This is a genomic window from Rhizobium sp. AAP43 (assembly GCF_001296045.1).
Taxonomy (GTDB): domain Bacteria; phylum Pseudomonadota; class Alphaproteobacteria; order Rhizobiales; family Rhizobiaceae; genus Allorhizobium.
Genome location: NZ_LJHS01000012.1, coordinates 232,741 through 249,388 on the forward strand (window position 1 = coordinate 232,741; position 16,648 = coordinate 249,388).

A 16,648-nucleotide genomic window follows, 5' to 3' on the forward strand; every position below is an offset into this window, starting at 1 on the left:
TCAACCCTTCGCTTCTGCGAGGATGGACGCGAGCATTCGCTCAACGAGATCCAGCTTGTATCGGTTTTGATCGGTGGGGCGAGCATCGGCCATCAAGGCTGCAGAAAGGGCCTTGGGACCTTCCAGCGCCTCCGCTTCCTCAACCCGCCACGGTTTGTGCGCCACGCCGCCGATGGCATATCGCTGCATGCCGTCATCACCGATCACGGCACCGACGGACACCAGAGCAAAGGCATAGGAGGCCCGGTCGCGGACCTTATGATAGATCTGTCGGCCACCGATCGGTGCTGGAAGCACGACGGCCGTGATGAACTCACCCTGCTCCAAAGCAGTCTCGACATCAGGCGTATCGCCTGGCAGGAGGTGGAATTCGGCGATCGGAATAGACCGCCGGGTTCCATCCGATTTTACCGTCTCGACCACCGCATCCAGCGCACGCATGGCTATGGCCATGTCGCTCGGATGCGTGGCGATGCAGTGCTCGCTCGTTCCGACCACAGCATGCTGACGGCTGAAACCGCCAAGCGCGGAGCAACCGCTGCCCGGGTTGCGCTTGTTGCAGGGCTGGTTCGGGTCATAGAAATAGGGGCAGCGCGTGCGCTGCAGGAGGTTGCCCGCCGTCGTCGCCTTGTTGCGCAACTGGCCGGACGCGCCAGCCAACAGCGCACGAGAGAGGAGCGGATAGTCGCGCCGCACACGATCATCTGCGGCGAGGTCGGTGTTACGCACCAATGCTCCGATGCGCAGGCCACCTTGGTCCGTCGTCTCGATGCGATCCAAGTCGAGCCCGTTGACATCAACCAGATGCGTCGGCGTTTCGATCTCCAGTTTCATCAGGTCAAGAAGGTTCGTTCCGCCCGCGATGAAGCGTGCCTGCGGATTTCCGGCAACCATTTTGACCGCGGCCTCGACCGAGGCCGGCTTTTCAAAGGTGAACGCTCTCATGCCCGCTCTCCCGCAACCTCAAGGATCGCATCCATGATGTTGGAGTAGGCCCCGCAGCGACAGAGATTGCCGCTCATCCGTTCGCGCAACTCGTCGACATTGAAAACGACAGGCGCTTCGAGATCTCCTGTCACATGGCTCGGAATGCCAGCCTTGATCTCCTCCAGCACGGCAACGGCCGAACAGATTTGGCCAGGCGTGCAATAGCCGCACTGAAACCCGTCATGGCGAAGAAAGGCATCTTGCATCGAATGCAAGCCGCCGGGCTCACCAAGACCCTCGATGGTGGTCACTGCATCGCCCTCATGCATCACAACCAAAGACAGGCAGGCATTGATCCGCCTTCCCTCCACAAGAACCGTGCAGGCGCCACACTGACCGTGATCACAGCCTTTCTTTGTACCCGTGAGTTTCAACGTTTCTCGCAGGGCATCGAGCAGCGTCATGCGATTGTCGACCACTATGTCGACCGTCTGGCCATTGACCGTAAAGGCGACTCTCGATCGATGACCGAGAGCGGCCTCTTGAGCCGGCTTAGAGTGCGGTGATGAGAGATTGGCTTGGCCGAGGCTGTGCATGCCGGCTCCACTGGCTGGAGAAACGGGGAGACGCGCAAACGAACTGTCGCGCCGTGCATTGCCGGAAGACTACGCGTGGCGAGAACCGTCACGCCGGCATTTCCGACATCGACTGTGAACGCACAACGAAGCCAAGAGGTCCATCAGGGACCAACTTTCCAGCTATTGCCGACGAGAGGCAGACGTCGCCTCGTGCCATGGCACTGATTGATACCGATCAAGGCGCCCATTTCGCCCTCAGGTAGTATCACTTCAACGGCGCCTGCAAGGCGTTTAATAGCGGAGGAAAGCATCATGCGAGACAATATGCCGGTCATGTGGTTCGAAGATCTCCTTCGCGTGGATGTCGCACGCGTCGGGGGAAAGAATTCCTCACTGGGCGAAATGATCCAAACCTTGGAAAGCAAGGGCGTGCATGTGCCGCCGGGCTTTGCGACCACCTCAGAAGCCTATTGGAATTATGTCGATGAAAACGGCATCCGCAGCGCGATGACCGCCCTGCTTGCCGATTGGACAGGCGGCAAGGCAAGCCTCCCCGAGACGGGTGAGGCGATGCGCAAACTCTTCCTGCGCGGCACCTGGCCGGAGCCGACGGCCCGGGCCATCGTCGAAGCGTACCGAACGCTTTCGACCCGCGCCGGCCATGCCGATGTCAGTGTCGCCGTACGATCCAGCGCGACAGCCGAAGACCTGCCCGATGCGAGTTTTGCCGGCCAGCAGGAGACCTTCCTCAACATCACGGGAGAAGAATCCCTCCTGGATGCCTGCCGCCGTTGCTACGCCTCCCTCTTCACCGATCGCGCCATCTCCTACCGCCAGACAAGGGGCTTTGACCATATGAAGGTCGCGCTGTCGGTCGGCGTACAGCAAATGGTTCGTTCCGACATTGGCGGCTCGGGCGTGATGTTCTCGATCGACACCGAGACCGGTTTCGACAAGGTCGTGCTGATCAATGCAGCCTGGGGCCTGGGCGAAAACGTCGTTCAGGGCGCCGTCGATCCGGATGAGTATCAGGTGTTCAAGCCGCTCCTGTCCGATCCCGGCCTTCGCCCGATCATAGCCCGCAAGCGCGGCGCCAAGGCGATCAAGATGATCTATGGCGGCAGCGACCAGCCGACGCGCAATGTGCCGACATCGCGGGCCGAGCGAGAAGCATTGGTGCTGAAGGATGAAGAGATCCTGACCCTCGCCCGCTGGGCAGCAACCATTGAGCAGCATTACGGCTGTGCGATGGATATGGAATGGGCTCGCGACGGCGAGACGGGACGGCTTTACATCGTGCAGGCACGCCCGGAGACCGTACAGTCAAACCGCAAGAGTGCGACGTTCAGTTCCTACCAAATCCGCAATCGCGGCAAGACATTGGTCAAAGGGCTGTCGATCGGCGACAGCATCGTTACCGGTCAGGTCTGCCTGATCGAATCCGCGAAGGATATCGGCCAGTTTGTTGATGGCTCCGTGCTCGTAACCTCGACCACCGATCCGGACTGGGTGCCGATCATGAAGCGTGCAGCAGCCATTGTCACTGATCACGGCGGGCGCACCTCCCATGCCGCCATTGTCAGCCGCGAGCTTGGCCTGCCGGCCATCGTCGGGACAGGAGACGCGACACATCTGCTGCACACTGGCCAGGACGTGACTGTCTCCTGCGCCGAAGGCGACGAAGGTATGGTCTATGAGGGTATCGCGGATTTCGACGTCGAGACACTCGATGTCGACGCAATCCCGGAGACCCGGACCAAGATCATGCTGAACCTCGGCAATCCGGGCGCCGCCTTCCGCTGGTGGAAGCTTCCGGCGGACGGCGTCGGCCTTGCCCGTATGGAATTCGTCATCAGCAATGCCGTGCGGATCCACCCCATGGCGCTGGTGCATTACGACCGCTTGAAGGACGAAGCTGCCAAGACCGAGATCTGGACCTTAACCAAAGGCTACGAGGACAAGACCCAGTACTTTGTCGACCAGCTGGCCGAAGGCCTCGCCCGGATCGCGGCGACCGTACATCCCAAGCCCGTGATCGTGCGGATGAGCGACTTCAAGACCAATGAATATGCCGGTCTGATCGGCGGCACCGAGTTCGAGCCGGACGAAGAAAACCCGATGATCGGTTTCCGCGGCGCCTCGCGCTATTACTCGCCGCGCTACCGGGAAGGCTTTGCGCTGGAATGCCGGGCAATCCGCAAATTGCGCAACGAGATGGGTTTCTCGAACGTGATCGTGATGATCCCATTTTGCCGCTCGATCGGCGAGGCGGAAAAGGTCACGGCCGTGATGGCCGAAAACGGCCTGCGCCGTGGCGAGGACGGCTTGCAGATCTATGTGATGTGCGAGATCCCCTCAAATGTCATCCTGGCCGGCCAGTTCGCCCGACATTTCGACGGTTTCTCAATAGGCTCCAACGACCTCACACAGTTGACGCTGGGGGTAGACCGCGATTCAGGCGATCTCGCCGACCTTTTCGACGAAGAGGACGAGGCGGTCAAATGGATGATCAGCACCGTCATCCGGGAAGCCAATAAGGCGGGCGCCAAGATCGGCCTCTGCGGCCAGGCCCCAAGCGATCACCCGGATTTTGCCCGCTTCCTCGTTGAGGCCGGAATAGACAGTATCTCGGTAACGCCGGACAGCTTCATCGCTGTGAAGCACAAGGTGGCGGAAGCCGAGAAGAGCTGAAGTTCCAGCCTAAAACAGATCCTGTCGGCGTCAGTGGGCCGTATGAAGCTGAATGAAAAATGCCCTTGCCGTGGGTTCAGCGGCGGCAAGGGTGATCTGATCGCCCGGTGCCAAGCCGAGCAGGACATCACCCTTATCGACCGAATGGGCGCATCCACCAGCCTTAACCTCGACGCGTCCGGAAAAGACGAGAGCGGCGGCATCACTGTCGATGTTAAGCTGCTTTTCCGGCAAGGACAAACGCTGCATGGTGTGCCGCCAGAGCCCCCTTCGGGTCATCACGTTCAGATCCAGCGTCTCGCCACCGAGGCTATCGGCCTGCACGACAGCATCTCCCGAAAAGGAAAAGGGGTCCGTGTCTGTAGTCAGCGGTGTCCGCACGACACCGTCGACCGTCAGGCGCATTCCCTCCCCCGCCATGACCGCAATCGTGCGGTCAATGCCGGGAAAGGGAGAGAACGGACCAGACCCGTTTACCGTGGCGAGGCTGATGCGCCAGAGAAAATCGGACGCATCTGAGCCTGACGGATGAGCAATCACCTCGCGGGTAACCCCGAGACCGTTCTTCCATGGCATCACCCGATGGTCACCGAAGCGCTGCAACCTGATCGTCACGGCCCGCTCCTATCGCTCAGTTGCCGAGAATGCCCGGCAAACGAAGGCCCTTTTCCTTGGCGCAGTCGAGTGCGATCTCGTAGCCGGCATCGGCATGGCGCATGACGCCAGTCGCCGGGTCGTTCCACAACACGCGCTCAAGCCGCTTGGCCGCATCATCCGACCCATCGGCGCAAATGACCACGCCCGAATGCTGGGAAAAGCCCATGCCGACGCCGCCGCCGTGATGCAGCGACACCCAGGTGGCACCCGAGGCCGTGTTGAGAAGGGCGTTCAGCAGCGGCCAGTCGGACACGGCGTCCGATCCGTCCTTCATCGCTTCCGTCTCGCGGTTCGGCGAGGCAACAGAACCCGAATCCAGATGGTCACGGCCGATGACCACAGGCGCACTGAGCTCACCACTCTTGACCATTTCGTTGAAGGCAAGCGCCAGGCGATGGCGATCGCCGAGCCCCACCCAGCAGATGCGCGCCGGCAGGCCCTGGAAGGCGATGCGCTCACGCGCCATGTCCAGCCAGTTATGCAGATGCGTGTTGCCGGGCGTCAGTTCCTTCACCTTGGCGTCCGTCTTGTAGATATCCTCCGGATCGCCCGACAGGGCCGCCCAGCGGAACGGGCCGATGCCGCGACAAAACAGCGGGCGGATATAGGCCGGCACGAAGCCGGGGAAGGCGAAGGCATTTTCAAGACCCTCTTCCTTCGCCACCTGGCGGATATTATTGCCGTAGTCGAGCGTCGGAACGCCGGCATCCCAGAAGGCGACCATGGCTTCAACATGCGCCTTCATCGAAGCGCGCGCCGCAATCTCGACGGTCTTCGGATCACTTTCGCGCTTGGCCTTGTGTTCGGCAACCGTCCAGCCGATCGGCAGGTAGCCATTGAGCGGATCATGGGCCGAGGTCTGGTCTGTGACGATGTCGGGGCGCGGACCGCCGGCCTGCATGCGCTTGACCAGCTCCGGGAAGATCTCGGCAGCATTGCCGAGCAGGCCGACGGATTTGGCTTCACCGGCCTTTGTCCAGCGGTCGATCATTTCAAGCGCTTCGTCCAGCGTCTTCGCCTTTTCATCGACGTAACGGGTACGCAGGCGGAAATCGATGCGGGTTTCGTCGCTTTCAACCGCCAGGCAGCAGGCGCCTGCCATGACGGCAGCCAGCGGCTGGGCGCCACCCATGCCGCCGAGGCCACCGGTCAGAATCCACTTCCCCTTCAGATTGCCGCCGTAATGCTGGCGGCCGGCTTCCACGAAGGTCTCATAGGTGCCCTGCACAATGCCCTGCGTGCCGATATAGATCCACGAACCGGCGGTCATCTGGCCGTACATGGCGAGACCTTTTTTATCCAGTTCGTTGAAATGGTCCCAGGTCGCCCAATGCGGCACGAGGTTGGAATTGGCGATCAGGACACGCGGCGCGTCCTTGTGCGTGCGGAACACACCGACCGGCTTGCCGGATTGCACAACGAGGGTTTCCTCCTCGGTGAGCGTCTTCAGCGTCGCGACGATCCGGTCGAAATCCTCCCAGGTACGGGCAGCGCGGCCGATACCGCCATAGACCACCAGTTCATGCGGGTTTTCCGCGACATCGGGATCGAGGTTGTTCATCAGCATGCGCAAGGGCGCTTCGGTCATCCAGCTCTTGGCGTTGAGCTCGGTTCCGCGCGGCGAGCGCACGTCGCGGATGTTGTGGCGTGGGTTGGTCATCTCAGTTCCCCTTGGTCTTCAGTTGATCCGCAACGGCTTCGATGCGTGCCAGGATCTGGTTCAGGTGAATTCGCAGCCGTCCGGCCTTTTCCTCGTCATAGGCAAAGGGCGGCGCTTCGGTGGTCAGGTGCGAGATCTGCGACAGCTCCATCTGGATGGCATGCACGCCAGTCTGCGGCTGTCCGTAGTGACGGGTGGTCCAGCCACCCTTGAAGCGGCCGTTGACGACCGACGTATAGTCTTCGGCAGCGCGTGCAGCCTCCGCTGCGGCGGCCTCGATGAGCGGATCGCAGGTGCGGCCCATGTCGGTGCCGATGTTGAAGTCGGGAAGCCTTCCCTCAAACAGGAAGGGGATCAGCGAGCGGATCGAGTGGCAATCATAGAGAACAGCAACGCCATGGATAGCCTTGACCCGTTCGATCTCGGCCGCGATCGCCGCATGATACGGTGCATGAAAGGTCGTCAACCGGTCATCGATATCGGCAGCAGTAGGCTCTTTACCTTCCATCCAGATCGCCTGACCGTCAAAATCCGTCTGCGGCACGAGCCCGGTCGTGTTTTGGCCAGGATAGAGACTGGTACCTGTCGGGTCACGATTGGCGTCGATGACATAGCGGTGGAAGGTGGCACGCACGGTCGTCGCATTCGGCAGGAGGCGGGCATAGAGTTGGTGGATGTGCCAGTCGGTATCGGCCAGCATTCGACCGTTGTCGTTGAGACGCGCCCAAATCTCGGGCGGAACGTCGGTGCCGGTATGCGGAAACGCGAGAATGACGGGCGAGGTGCCCTGAGTGACGTCGAAGACCGCCATCTCAGCTCTCCAATCCCGGCAACAAACCAGCCGAAACGCTGGCAACCAGCGATCCATCCGCCACCAAGGCACCCGCCGCTGCGAGGTCCGGTGCCATGAAGCGATCTTCGTCGAGCGTCGCCACCACCATACGCAGCGTGTCGATCGCCTTCTGCAGTTCGGGACTGGTGGCAAGCGGGGCACGGAACTCGACGCCTTGCGCCGCGGTGAGCGCCTCGATGCCGATGATGCCGAACAGGTTCTCCGTCATCTGCAGCAGGCGCCGCGCGCCATGGCAGGCCATGGACACATGGTCTTCCTGGTTGGCCGATGTCGGGGTCGAATCCACCGATGCGGGATGCGACATCTGCTTGTTTTCACTCATCAACGCCGCAGAGGTGACTTCCGCAATCATCAGGCCGGAATTCAAGCCTGGCTTGCGAGCGAGAAAGGCCGGCAGTCCATAAGACAGCGCCGGGTCAACCAGCAGTGCAACGCGCCGCTGGGCAATCGCACCGATTTCGCAAACGGCGATGGCGATTTGGTCAGCGGCAAAGGCAACGGGTTCTGCGTGGAAATTGCCGCCGGACACCACGCTGTTGTCGGAGAGCACCAGCGGATTGTCTGTGACCGCATTGGCCTCGATTTCAAGCGTTCGGCCGGCCATGCGCAGAAGATCCAGACAGGCACCATCAACCTGCGGCTGGCAGCGGATGCAATAGGGGTCCTGAACGCGCTCATCACCCTGCAGGTGGCTTTCCCGGATCACCGACCCCGCCAACAACCCGCGAAGGGAAGCCGCCGTATCGATCTGGCCCTTGTGGCCACGCAATGTGTGGATATCGGCAGTGAAAGGCGCCGAAGAGCCCATGGCCGCATCGGTCGACAACGCACCGGTAATCAACGCCGCCTGCGCTGCACGATGGGCGCGGAACAGACCGGCGAGTGCCAGCGCCGTCGAGGCCTGCGTGCCGTTGATCAGCGCCAGCCCTTCCTTGGCAGCCAGCACGACAGGGGTCAGGCACGCACGCTCGAGCGCCACCCCACCCGGCAGGCGCTCTCCCTGATAAAAGGCTTCGGCCTCGCCCATCATCACGGCCGCCATGTGAGCCAGCGGCGCAAGATCACCCGACGCACCAACCGACCCCTTTTCCGGGATCAGTGGGGTGACACCCTTTTCCAGCATGCCCTCGATCAAACGCACCAGTTCGAGCCGCACGCCAGAGGCCCCGCGACCAAGCGAGACGAGCTTCAGCGCCATGATGAGCCGGACAATGTTTTCAGGCAGTGGTTGCCCGACACCGCAGCAATGCGACAGGATCAGATTGCGCTGCAGCACTGCCGTATCGGCCGCATCGATCTTGATCGAGGCAAGTTTTCCGAACCCGGTATTGATGCCATAAACGGCCTCATTGCCGGCGGCGATCTCCGCTATGCGGGCAGCCGCGCGTTCGATGCCGACATCAAAGCTTCGGTCGAGCACGACGCTTTCGCTGTTCCAGTAGATGGTTGCCAGTTCGGCCAGCGAGACGCGGCCGGGATGGAGCGTAATGGTCATGCGTGGTTTCCTCCCGTCAATTCCCCGTTCCAGATCCGTTGGTGGAGCGGATTGAAACCGATGCGATAGACAAGCTCGGCTGGGCTCTCGATATTCCAGATGGCCAGATCCGCCTGCTTGCCGATCTCGATCGTCCCGATCGTATCGAGGCGCCCGAGCGCACGGGCCGCCTCGCGCGTGACACCGGCGAGGCATTCCTCGACGGTCAGGTGAAACAGCGTCGCGCCCATGTTCATCGTCAAAAGCAGCGAGGTCAGCGGCGAGGTGCCGGGATTGCAATCGGTGGCAAGCGCCATCTTCGTCCCATGCTTGCGGAACAGATCGACCGGCGGCTTCTTCGTTTCCCGGATAAAATAATAGGCGCCTGGTAGAAGCACAGCGACAGTGCCGGCCTGCGTCATGGCCGCTGCTCCCTCCTGATCGGTATACTCCAGATGATCGGCGGAAAGAGCGCCGCAGTCTGCGGCCAGGGCTGCCCCATGCAGATTGGAGAGCTGATCGGCATGCAGCTTCACCGGCAGGCCCAGGTCCTTTGCCGCATCGAAGACGACGCGCATCTCGTCAACCGAAAAGGCGATGCCTTCGCAGAATCCATCGACCGCATCGACCAGACCTTCCCGATGGGCCGCCTCCAGCCCGGGCAGCACCACGTCGCGAATGAAGTCTCCATTGCGGCCCTTGTAGTCCGCCGGGGTCGCATGGGCGCCGAGATAGGTGGTGGTGAGATTGACCTGACGCTGCCCACCCAGAGATCTGGCCGCCCGCAGCATCTTCAGCTCGTCCGCAACCGTCAGGCCATAACCGGACTTCACCTCGACCGTCGTTACCCCTTCCGCCATCAAGGCATCGAGGCGCGGCAGGGTCTGGGCCACAAGATCGGCTTCGCTGGCATCACGAACCTCCCGCACCGATGAGACGATGCCGCCGCCGGCCCGGGCGATTTCCTCATAGGTTGCCCCGGCAAGACGCATCTCGAATTCACGGGCGCGGTTGCCGGCATGGACGAGATGCGTATGGCAGTCGATCAGGCCCGGCGTGATCCAACGACCGTCGCAATCCACCACCGTGGCACCCTTGACCTCTGGCATGCCTGCGTCATCGCCAACATAGGCGATCCGGCAATTTTCGATCAGGATTGCCCCGTTTTCGATGATGCCGAGGCCGGGCTCGGTCTGCGCCATCGTCGCCAGCTTCGCATTCCGCAGAAGCGTTTTCATCGTACGTCCTCCTGAAGTGAGGCCGGAATGGCGGCGATCATCGCGCGCACTTTGGCGACCTCGACATTGAGCGGCCGGTCGTCGCGATAGAAGGGAACAGCTTCACGGACCTTGCCATAAAGTGCTGCAGTCCGAGAGGCCTTCTCCGCCGAACCGGCCTGCAAATCATAAGCCTGTGCCGCCGCCATCACTTCAATGGCCAGAATGGTCTGCAGGTTGCCAATGATCGCCAGCGCCTTGTCGGCGGCCGGCGTCGCATGGGTGAGGATATCCTCCTGCAGGGCCGAGGTGATGCCGCCATCGAGGCTGGCGGGTGCAGCAAGCCGCCGGTTTTCGGCAACAAGCGCAGAGGCCGTATACTGGATGATCATGAAGCCGGAGGCGACGCCGCTTCCGGAGGCGAGAAAGGCCGGCAGGCCACTGACCAAAGGGTTGACCAGCCGGTCGATCCGCCGTTCGGAAATCGCCGCAAGTTCTGCGGCAGCCGTTCCAAGACTGTCAATGGCAAGGCCAAGAGCGGCCCCCACCGCATGAGCCTGCGAATGCACTTCGGGCGCCTCTGGCGAACCGGCGACCACGGGGTTGTCGGTGACGCTCGCCAGTTCCCGGTCAACGATCTCCGCAACATGCGCCAAGGCATCACGCACCGCCCCATGGATCTGCGGCACAGCCCGCAGGCTGAGCGGATCCTGGGTGCGGCTGCCGCCCGATTGCGCAAGAAGCGCACTGCCGGACAGCCAATGGCGTAGGTTGCGGCCAACCTGCTGAAGTCCGGGTGAGTGGCGCAGCGCCAACGGCATCTCGGCAAACGGATCAGACTGCGCGCCAAGGTTTTCATAGGTCATCGCAGCAGCGGCATCGGCCCAATCGGCCAGATGCGAAAGGCGTGATACTGCCAAGGCGCCAAGACCGGTGGCGCAAGGGGTACCATTGACGAGACTGAGGCCTTCCTTGGCCTTCAGGACAAGCGGCGCCAGGCCAAGCCGGCCGAGTGCCTCGGGCCCGGAAATCAACCCGCCGTCATGGCGGCATTCACCCTCACCGATCAGCACGAGGCCGATGGCCGCCGCATGGGTGAGATAGCCGACCGATCCCTTCGAGGGGATGACCGGCAGCATGTCGCCATTGAGAAGCGCCAAAAGCGTCTCAACCACCGACGGGCTGACACCAGAATAGCCATGGGAAAAATTGGCAATCTGCGCTGCCATCACGGCGCGCGTTTCGGCCTTGCCAAGCGGCTCACCAACGCCACAGGCATGGCTGAGAATGATGTTGCGCGACAGGGCCTGCTGGTCTTCCTGGCTGATGATGACATCGCACAATGCGCCGACACCGGTATTGATGCCGTAGCCACGAATCTCGCGCTCTACCAAAGCATCGACAATGGCGCGTGCCTTCGCAACACGCGCCCATGCGGCCTCAGAAAGCGCGAGCGACGCCCCTTGGCCAATCGAGGCGATATCCCTCCAGGTCAGAGGTCCGTCGACAACAATCTGCTCAACCATGATGCGCCACCTCCGCACCTGCACCGAGCACCCCGTTGCACTCCGTCCCAAGCAGGGGACCATTCAAACTGACATGCTGCATGGAAGTACCCCTCGTGGTGATTTGCTGGTCGACAACCTCGGATTTATGACTATCCGAGCCTCTGAAGCACGTCGCGAAAACGGCGGTCGATGGCCTCTTCATCGCGATGCCGCCCCTCACGGACGACCCATTGCCCGCCCACCATCACGTCGCGCACAGCGGCGTCACCGACGGCGAACAGCCAGCGGTCGAGGATCTGGTCGGCGGATGCAGCGCCGATGAATGGATTGTTGCCATCAAGCACGACAAGATCGGCGCGGGCCCCGATCCGGATGCCATGGCCGGACAAACCGGCAGCCTGCGCGCCCCCCTTGAGGGCTGCATCGAACATCGTACGGCCTACCGAGGCGCCCGGACCGCTTGCAAGCCGATTGCGGCGACGGTCGCGCAGTCTCTGTCCGTATTCGAGCAGGCGAAGCTCTTCCGCAACCGATGTTGCAACATGGCTATCCGTGCCGATGCCGAAGACACCGCCTTGGGCGAGATAATCGGTTGCCGGGAAAATGCCGTCGCCGAGATTGGCTTCCGTCGCCGGGCAAAGGCCCGCGACCGCCCCGGAGCGGGCAAGCCTTGCCGTTTCCTCCGGCGTCATGTGGGTCGCGTGGATCGCACACCAGCGCGCATCGACCGGCATTTCGTCGAGCAGGAAGTCCACCGGACGGCGTCCACTCCAGGCAAGGCAGTCTTCAACCTCGCGTTCCTGTTCAGCGACATGGATATGGATTGGACCGCCGGTCTTTTCAGCAGCAAGAATCGCCCGCATTTCATCCGGTGTTGCCGCACGCAGCGAATGGATCGCCAGACCAAGCGTCGCGCCCATGGCATCGCAATCGGGCCTCAACGCATCCAGCAGACCGAGGAAACCATCGACAGTGTGGATGAAGGGGCGCTGGCCCTCGCCCGGTTCCGTTCCGCCAAAACCCGCATGGGCGTAAAAGACCGGAAGATGGGTCAGGCCGATGCCCGCACCCCTGGCCGCCGACAGGATTCGCCGTGAGGTATCCGCTGCATTGCCGCGACGACGGTCCGCGCCTGCTTGATGAAAATAGTGAAACTCCACCACATGACCAAAGCCACCCTTGAGTAGTTCACTATACAACTTTGTAGCCACGACTTCGATGTCATCAAGCGACATGCGCGCCACAAGCTTGTACATGCTGTCGCGCCAGGTCCAGAAACTATCCTCCGTCGACCCCGCCAGTTCGGCAAGTCCGGCCATTGCGCGCTGAAATGCGTGCGAATGCAGGTTCGGCAAGGCTGGAACGACAGGCCCGGAGGCTTTGACCGTCTGCGGTATGGCCTCTACAGACGTGTCAAGCGCCGCAATGCCACCATCTGCCCCAAAGGTCAGCAATACGTCGGATGACCAGCCCTGCGGCAGCAGGATATGTTCACAAAAAAGAGTTTCCGACGCGGTCATTTGCGTAGCCTTGCTAAGTTGTATAGGGAAGATGGCAGAGATTTTCTGGGCCGGCAAGTGGCTTTGCCGAAACTTTGCGCTTTCTTTCGTATGCATATTTCGTATGCACATGAGGGCAGACGGGGAGAGGCGACCATGACGAAGAAAGAGACGGCAATTCAGGCTGCAGGCTTGCAGGAGGTTCCGATCTATCAGCGCCTGAAAGCGGACATCAAGAATCGCATCGAAACCGGCGAATGGCCGGCTCATCATCGCATCCCTTCGGAAAACGAGATTGCGGACACGCTGAATGTCAGCCGAATGACAGCCAACCGCGCATTGCGCGAGCTTGCGATGGAAGGCGTCATCGTTCGGGTGAAGGGTCGAGGTTCCTTCGTGGCAAAGAAGAAGCGCAGCGCGCCTTTCATGGGCGTGCGTAACATTGCCGACGAGATTGTCGAGCGTGGCGCATTACATACCGCACTGGTGATCCTCGCACAGACGGAGATCTGTGGCCACGATCTGGCAGAAGCCATGGAAATGGATGTCGGCGCACCGGTCTTCCACTCCGTCATCCTGCACCATGAGGACGACCTACCGATCCAGCTGGAGGATCGTTTCGTCAACCCGGCCGTTGCGCCGGATTATCTGATGCAGGATTTCGACAGCACCACGCCCAATGCATATTTGACGACTGTCGCACCTATTTCCCATACGGAACAATTCGTCGAAGCCGTCCTGCCGCAGCCATGGGAATGCAAGCATCTGGCGGTCATGCGCGCAGAGCCCTGCCTTCTCATTCGTCGCAGGACATGGTCCTCCGACCGCATCGTCACATCAGTGCGGCTTCTATATCCAGGCAGCCGGTACAGGCTGGAAAACAGTTCCTGAAAGTGATCGCGGCGCACATGACGCCCCCCCCCCTGTGGAACGCGACAGATAGATCGGCGCTGCCCAATCAAGTTTTTTGCATCGGCTTTTGCATCTGAGCGCGTCCGTACGTCCGCGACCAGAAAATCGTAGGATCTGACATTCTGGACAATCTAGTATTTCTACCTATTATATGTACAAATCATAGGGAGAATGATCATGTTGCGCATCACCATGTCGATCACCCAACAACCGAGAGCCAGAGGCCCCGGCGCGACCAGGTTCGCGATCATCGGTGGCGGATATACGGGAGCCATCATTGCGCGGCATCTGGCCGAACGCGCCCATGAGAGGATCGATCAGATCCTTGTCTTCGAACCAAGGACTGAACTAGGGGCGGGCCTCGCCTATTCCGCTCCCGATCCATCCCTGCGCCTGAATGTGGCAGCGCATCGCATGCGAGCCGTTCCCGGAGATCCCGGCGCGTTTGCCGTCTGGCTCAAAAAAACGGGACGTCTGTCAGCCGACGTATCGGCAGTCACGGATAGCGGCATCTACGCCAGGCGCAGCGATTTCGGGGATTTCATGGGCGAGCTGCTTCGTCCGCACATGGAGACAGGACGAATTCTCCATGTTCGCGAACAGGTAGTCTCAATGGAACGTACCTCGGCAGGCTGGACGCTTTTCACGAAGAGCGGGACACCCACGGTGGTCGACGCCGTCGTTATCGCCACGGGACATGCACCGGCCAAGACCCCATTCCAGATCCCCACACATTTGATGCGGACCGGGCAATGTGTTGCCGCGGGCGATATCGGCGGGCTCAAGCGGATCTCAACTGACGAAACCATCCTCATCGTCGGATCTGGCTTGTCAGCGCTGGATGCCCTGTCGTGCCTAAAGTCCCGAAACCACAGGGGGCCAATCACAATCCTGTCGCGCAGTGGCCTTCTGCCGCGCTCTCACGCCCGCGGGGACTTCTCGCCCTATGGAGATTTCACGCTTGAACAGCCAACCGCCATCTCCGTCTTGCGCCGGTTCCGGGATGTCGTCGCCGAATTGACACGAGATGGTGTGCCCTGGCAAAGCGCCATGGATGCCCTGAGACATCAAGGCCAGACCCTGTGGATGCAAATGCCGCAGCAAGAGCAGAGACGCGTCCTCCGGCATTTGCGGCGATGGTATGAAGTCCACCGGTTTCGAATGCCGCCACAGATCGAAGCGCTGTTACAAACCGAAGTGGGCGACGCTCCAGTGACGTTTCTGAGCGGTCGCCTGACCAAAGTCGGCTCTCACGGCGACAGGATCCGCGTAGACCTATCCCGGCGGATAACAAAAACAGCTGAAACCCTTGAGGTGGACCGCATCATCGTTGCAACGGGTCCGGATCAATCGAATGTGCTGGACTACCAGCCCTTCCTCAAGAACCTGGCGGATCAAGGCATGCTAAGGCCGGACCGGCTGGGGCTTGGCATCGATTGCGATCATCTCTGCCGGGCAATCTCGCTCAGGGGCAACCCGCAGCCTTCAATCGTCGTGGCCGGCCCTTTGACCCGCGGCAGGTTCGGCGAGATTACCGGCGTTCCCGAGATCGCCTCCCAGGCAAGCGCCATCGTGGACTATCTTCTCAGGTGGTCGACGCAACAAACGAGAACGATCGAAATCGGCGCCTGAGGCCTAGCGGAAAATCCGCCATTTCGTCGGCTGGAAGCGCAGCGGTGAACCGACGGCCACTTCGGCGCTCAGCGGGATCTCGATCTCGATGTGATGTGCGGGGCCCTCGCCCGAGACATCGAGTTCGGCAATCCGGGTGCCCGCCAGACGCCGCTGCGCGGTCACCGTGCCGACGATGCTGCCGGGGCCATCGGCGAGCTCAACATCCTGCGGCCGGAAGTAAAGCTGGCCTTCACCATCCGCCTCCTGGTCCGCCGGGGCAATGACCACACCCTCGAACATGACATTCCCATCCTGAACCTTGACCGGCAGATGCGAGGATTCGCCGATAAAGGAGAAGACGAAGGCTGAGTTCGGGCGATCATAAACGTCATCGGCGGTACCGACCTGCTCGACCTTACCCTGGCTCATGACCACAACGCGGTCGGCGAGTTCGAGCGCCTCTTCCTGGTCATGGGTGACGAAGAAGGTCGTGTGGCCGGTGCGGTCGTGGAATTCGCGCAGCCAGCGGCGCAGGTCCTTGCGGACCTTGGCATCGAGCGCCCCGAAGGGTTCGTCGAGCAACAGAACGGAAGGCTCGATCGCCATCGCACGGGCGAGCGCCACACGCTGACGCTGACCGCCGGACAGCTGGGCGGGATAGCGCCTGTCGAGACCTTCGAGCTGGACCATGGCGAGAAGATCGGCAACCCGCGTCTTGATCTCGGCGCTTGTGGGACGCGTCGCCTTCGGCCGCACCCGCAGACCAAAGCCGATATTCTCGGCAACGGTCATATGCTTGAACAGCGCGTAATGCTGGAAGACGAAACCGACATGCCTGTCCTGCACGGTCTTGTGCGACGCGTCTTCGGCGCCGAAGAAAATCTGCCCCTCGGTCGGCTGCTCAAGGCCTGCGATCAGGCGCAGAAGCGTTGTCTTTCCGGAACCTGACGGTCCGAGAAGGGCAATGAGTTCGCCCGTCTTGACGGAAAGGGAAACATCATGAAGCGCCGGAAACTGGCCGAACTCTTTCCGGATATTCTTGATCGCGACTTCCATGC

Annotated in this window: 13 protein-coding genes; 3 read left to right on the plus strand and 10 right to left on the minus strand. The window is 61.3% G+C overall.

The annotated features are described in order from the left end of the window. Positions 1-945, minus strand: coding sequence for a xanthine dehydrogenase family protein subunit M (locus IP76_RS09670; protein WP_054157997.1), 945 nt, complete (start codon positions 943-945; stop codon positions 1-3). Next, positions 942-1,523 carry a 2Fe-2S iron-sulfur cluster-binding protein gene (locus tag IP76_RS09675; protein ID WP_054157998.1) on the minus strand — a complete coding sequence of 194 codons (582 nt, stop codon included), beginning with the start codon at positions 1,521-1,523 and terminating at the stop codon, positions 942-944. The genes IP76_RS09670 and IP76_RS09675 overlap by 4 nt, the downstream gene beginning before the upstream one ends. 294 nt (positions 1,524-1,817) lie before the next feature. Here IP76_RS09675 and ppsA point away from each other — a divergent pair, with 294 nt between their 5' ends. Then, on the plus strand, positions 1,818-4,196 hold the full coding sequence (gene ppsA, locus IP76_RS09680) for a phosphoenolpyruvate synthase (protein ID WP_054157999.1): 2,379 nt from the start codon (positions 1,818-1,820) through the stop codon (positions 4,194-4,196). A 30-nt stretch (positions 4,197-4,226) separates the two neighbouring features. Here the strand turns inward: ppsA and IP76_RS09685 are convergent, their stop codons facing one another. The 7 genes from IP76_RS09685 to hutF form a co-directional block, all read right to left on the minus strand. Further along, positions 4,227-4,811 (minus strand): HutD family protein, encoded by a 585-nt coding sequence (locus tag IP76_RS09685; RefSeq protein ID WP_156318531.1) that lies wholly within the window; start codon positions 4,809-4,811, stop codon positions 4,227-4,229. A 16-nt stretch (positions 4,812-4,827) separates the two neighbouring features. Beyond that, the gene (gene hutU / locus IP76_RS09690; RefSeq protein ID WP_054158001.1) at positions 4,828-6,513 is read right to left on the minus strand and encodes a urocanate hydratase; all 1,686 of its coding nucleotides are present in this window, start codon (positions 6,511-6,513) and stop codon (positions 4,828-4,830) included. Position 6,514: 1 nt separating this feature from the next. Next, a complete protein-coding gene (gene hutG, locus IP76_RS09695) occupies positions 6,515-7,324 on the minus strand; it encodes an N-formylglutamate deformylase (RefSeq protein ID WP_054158002.1) in 810 nt (269 codons plus the stop codon). A gap of 1 nt (position 7,325) precedes the next feature. Beyond that, positions 7,326-8,861 (minus strand): histidine ammonia-lyase, encoded by a 1,536-nt coding sequence (gene hutH / locus IP76_RS09700; protein WP_054158003.1) that lies wholly within the window; start codon positions 8,859-8,861, stop codon positions 7,326-7,328. Beyond that, positions 8,858-10,078, minus strand: coding sequence for an imidazolonepropionase (gene hutI, locus IP76_RS09705; RefSeq protein WP_054158004.1), 1,221 nt, complete (start codon positions 10,076-10,078; stop codon positions 8,858-8,860). The genes hutH (IP76_RS09700) and hutI overlap by 4 nt, the downstream gene beginning before the upstream one ends. Then, the gene (gene hutH / locus IP76_RS09710; protein ID WP_054158005.1) at positions 10,075-11,583 is read right to left on the minus strand and encodes a histidine ammonia-lyase; all 1,509 of its coding nucleotides are present in this window, start codon (positions 11,581-11,583) and stop codon (positions 10,075-10,077) included. Before hutH (IP76_RS09710) ends, hutI begins: the two co-directional genes overlap by 4 nt. 131 nt (positions 11,584-11,714) lie before the next feature. Further along, positions 11,715-13,085 (minus strand): formimidoylglutamate deiminase, encoded by a 1,371-nt coding sequence (gene hutF, locus IP76_RS09715; protein WP_054158006.1) that lies wholly within the window; start codon positions 13,083-13,085, stop codon positions 11,715-11,717. A 135-nt stretch (positions 13,086-13,220) separates the two neighbouring features. Here hutF and hutC point away from each other — a divergent pair, with 135 nt between their 5' ends. Beyond that, a complete protein-coding gene (gene hutC, locus IP76_RS09720) occupies positions 13,221-13,955 on the plus strand; it encodes a histidine utilization repressor (protein ID WP_054158007.1) in 735 nt (244 codons plus the stop codon). A gap of 198 nt (positions 13,956-14,153) precedes the next feature. Further along, entirely contained in the window at positions 14,154-15,608 is a 1,455-nt protein-coding gene (locus IP76_RS09725; RefSeq protein WP_054158008.1) for an FAD/NAD(P)-binding protein, read from the plus strand. Between the two features lie 3 nt (positions 15,609-15,611). Here the strand turns inward: IP76_RS09725 and IP76_RS09730 are convergent, their stop codons facing one another. Beyond that, the gene (locus IP76_RS09730) at positions 15,612-16,646 is read right to left on the minus strand and encodes a sulfate/molybdate ABC transporter ATP-binding protein (protein WP_054158009.1); all 1,035 of its coding nucleotides are present in this window, start codon (positions 16,644-16,646) and stop codon (positions 15,612-15,614) included. Positions 16,647-16,648: the final 2 nt, after the last annotated feature.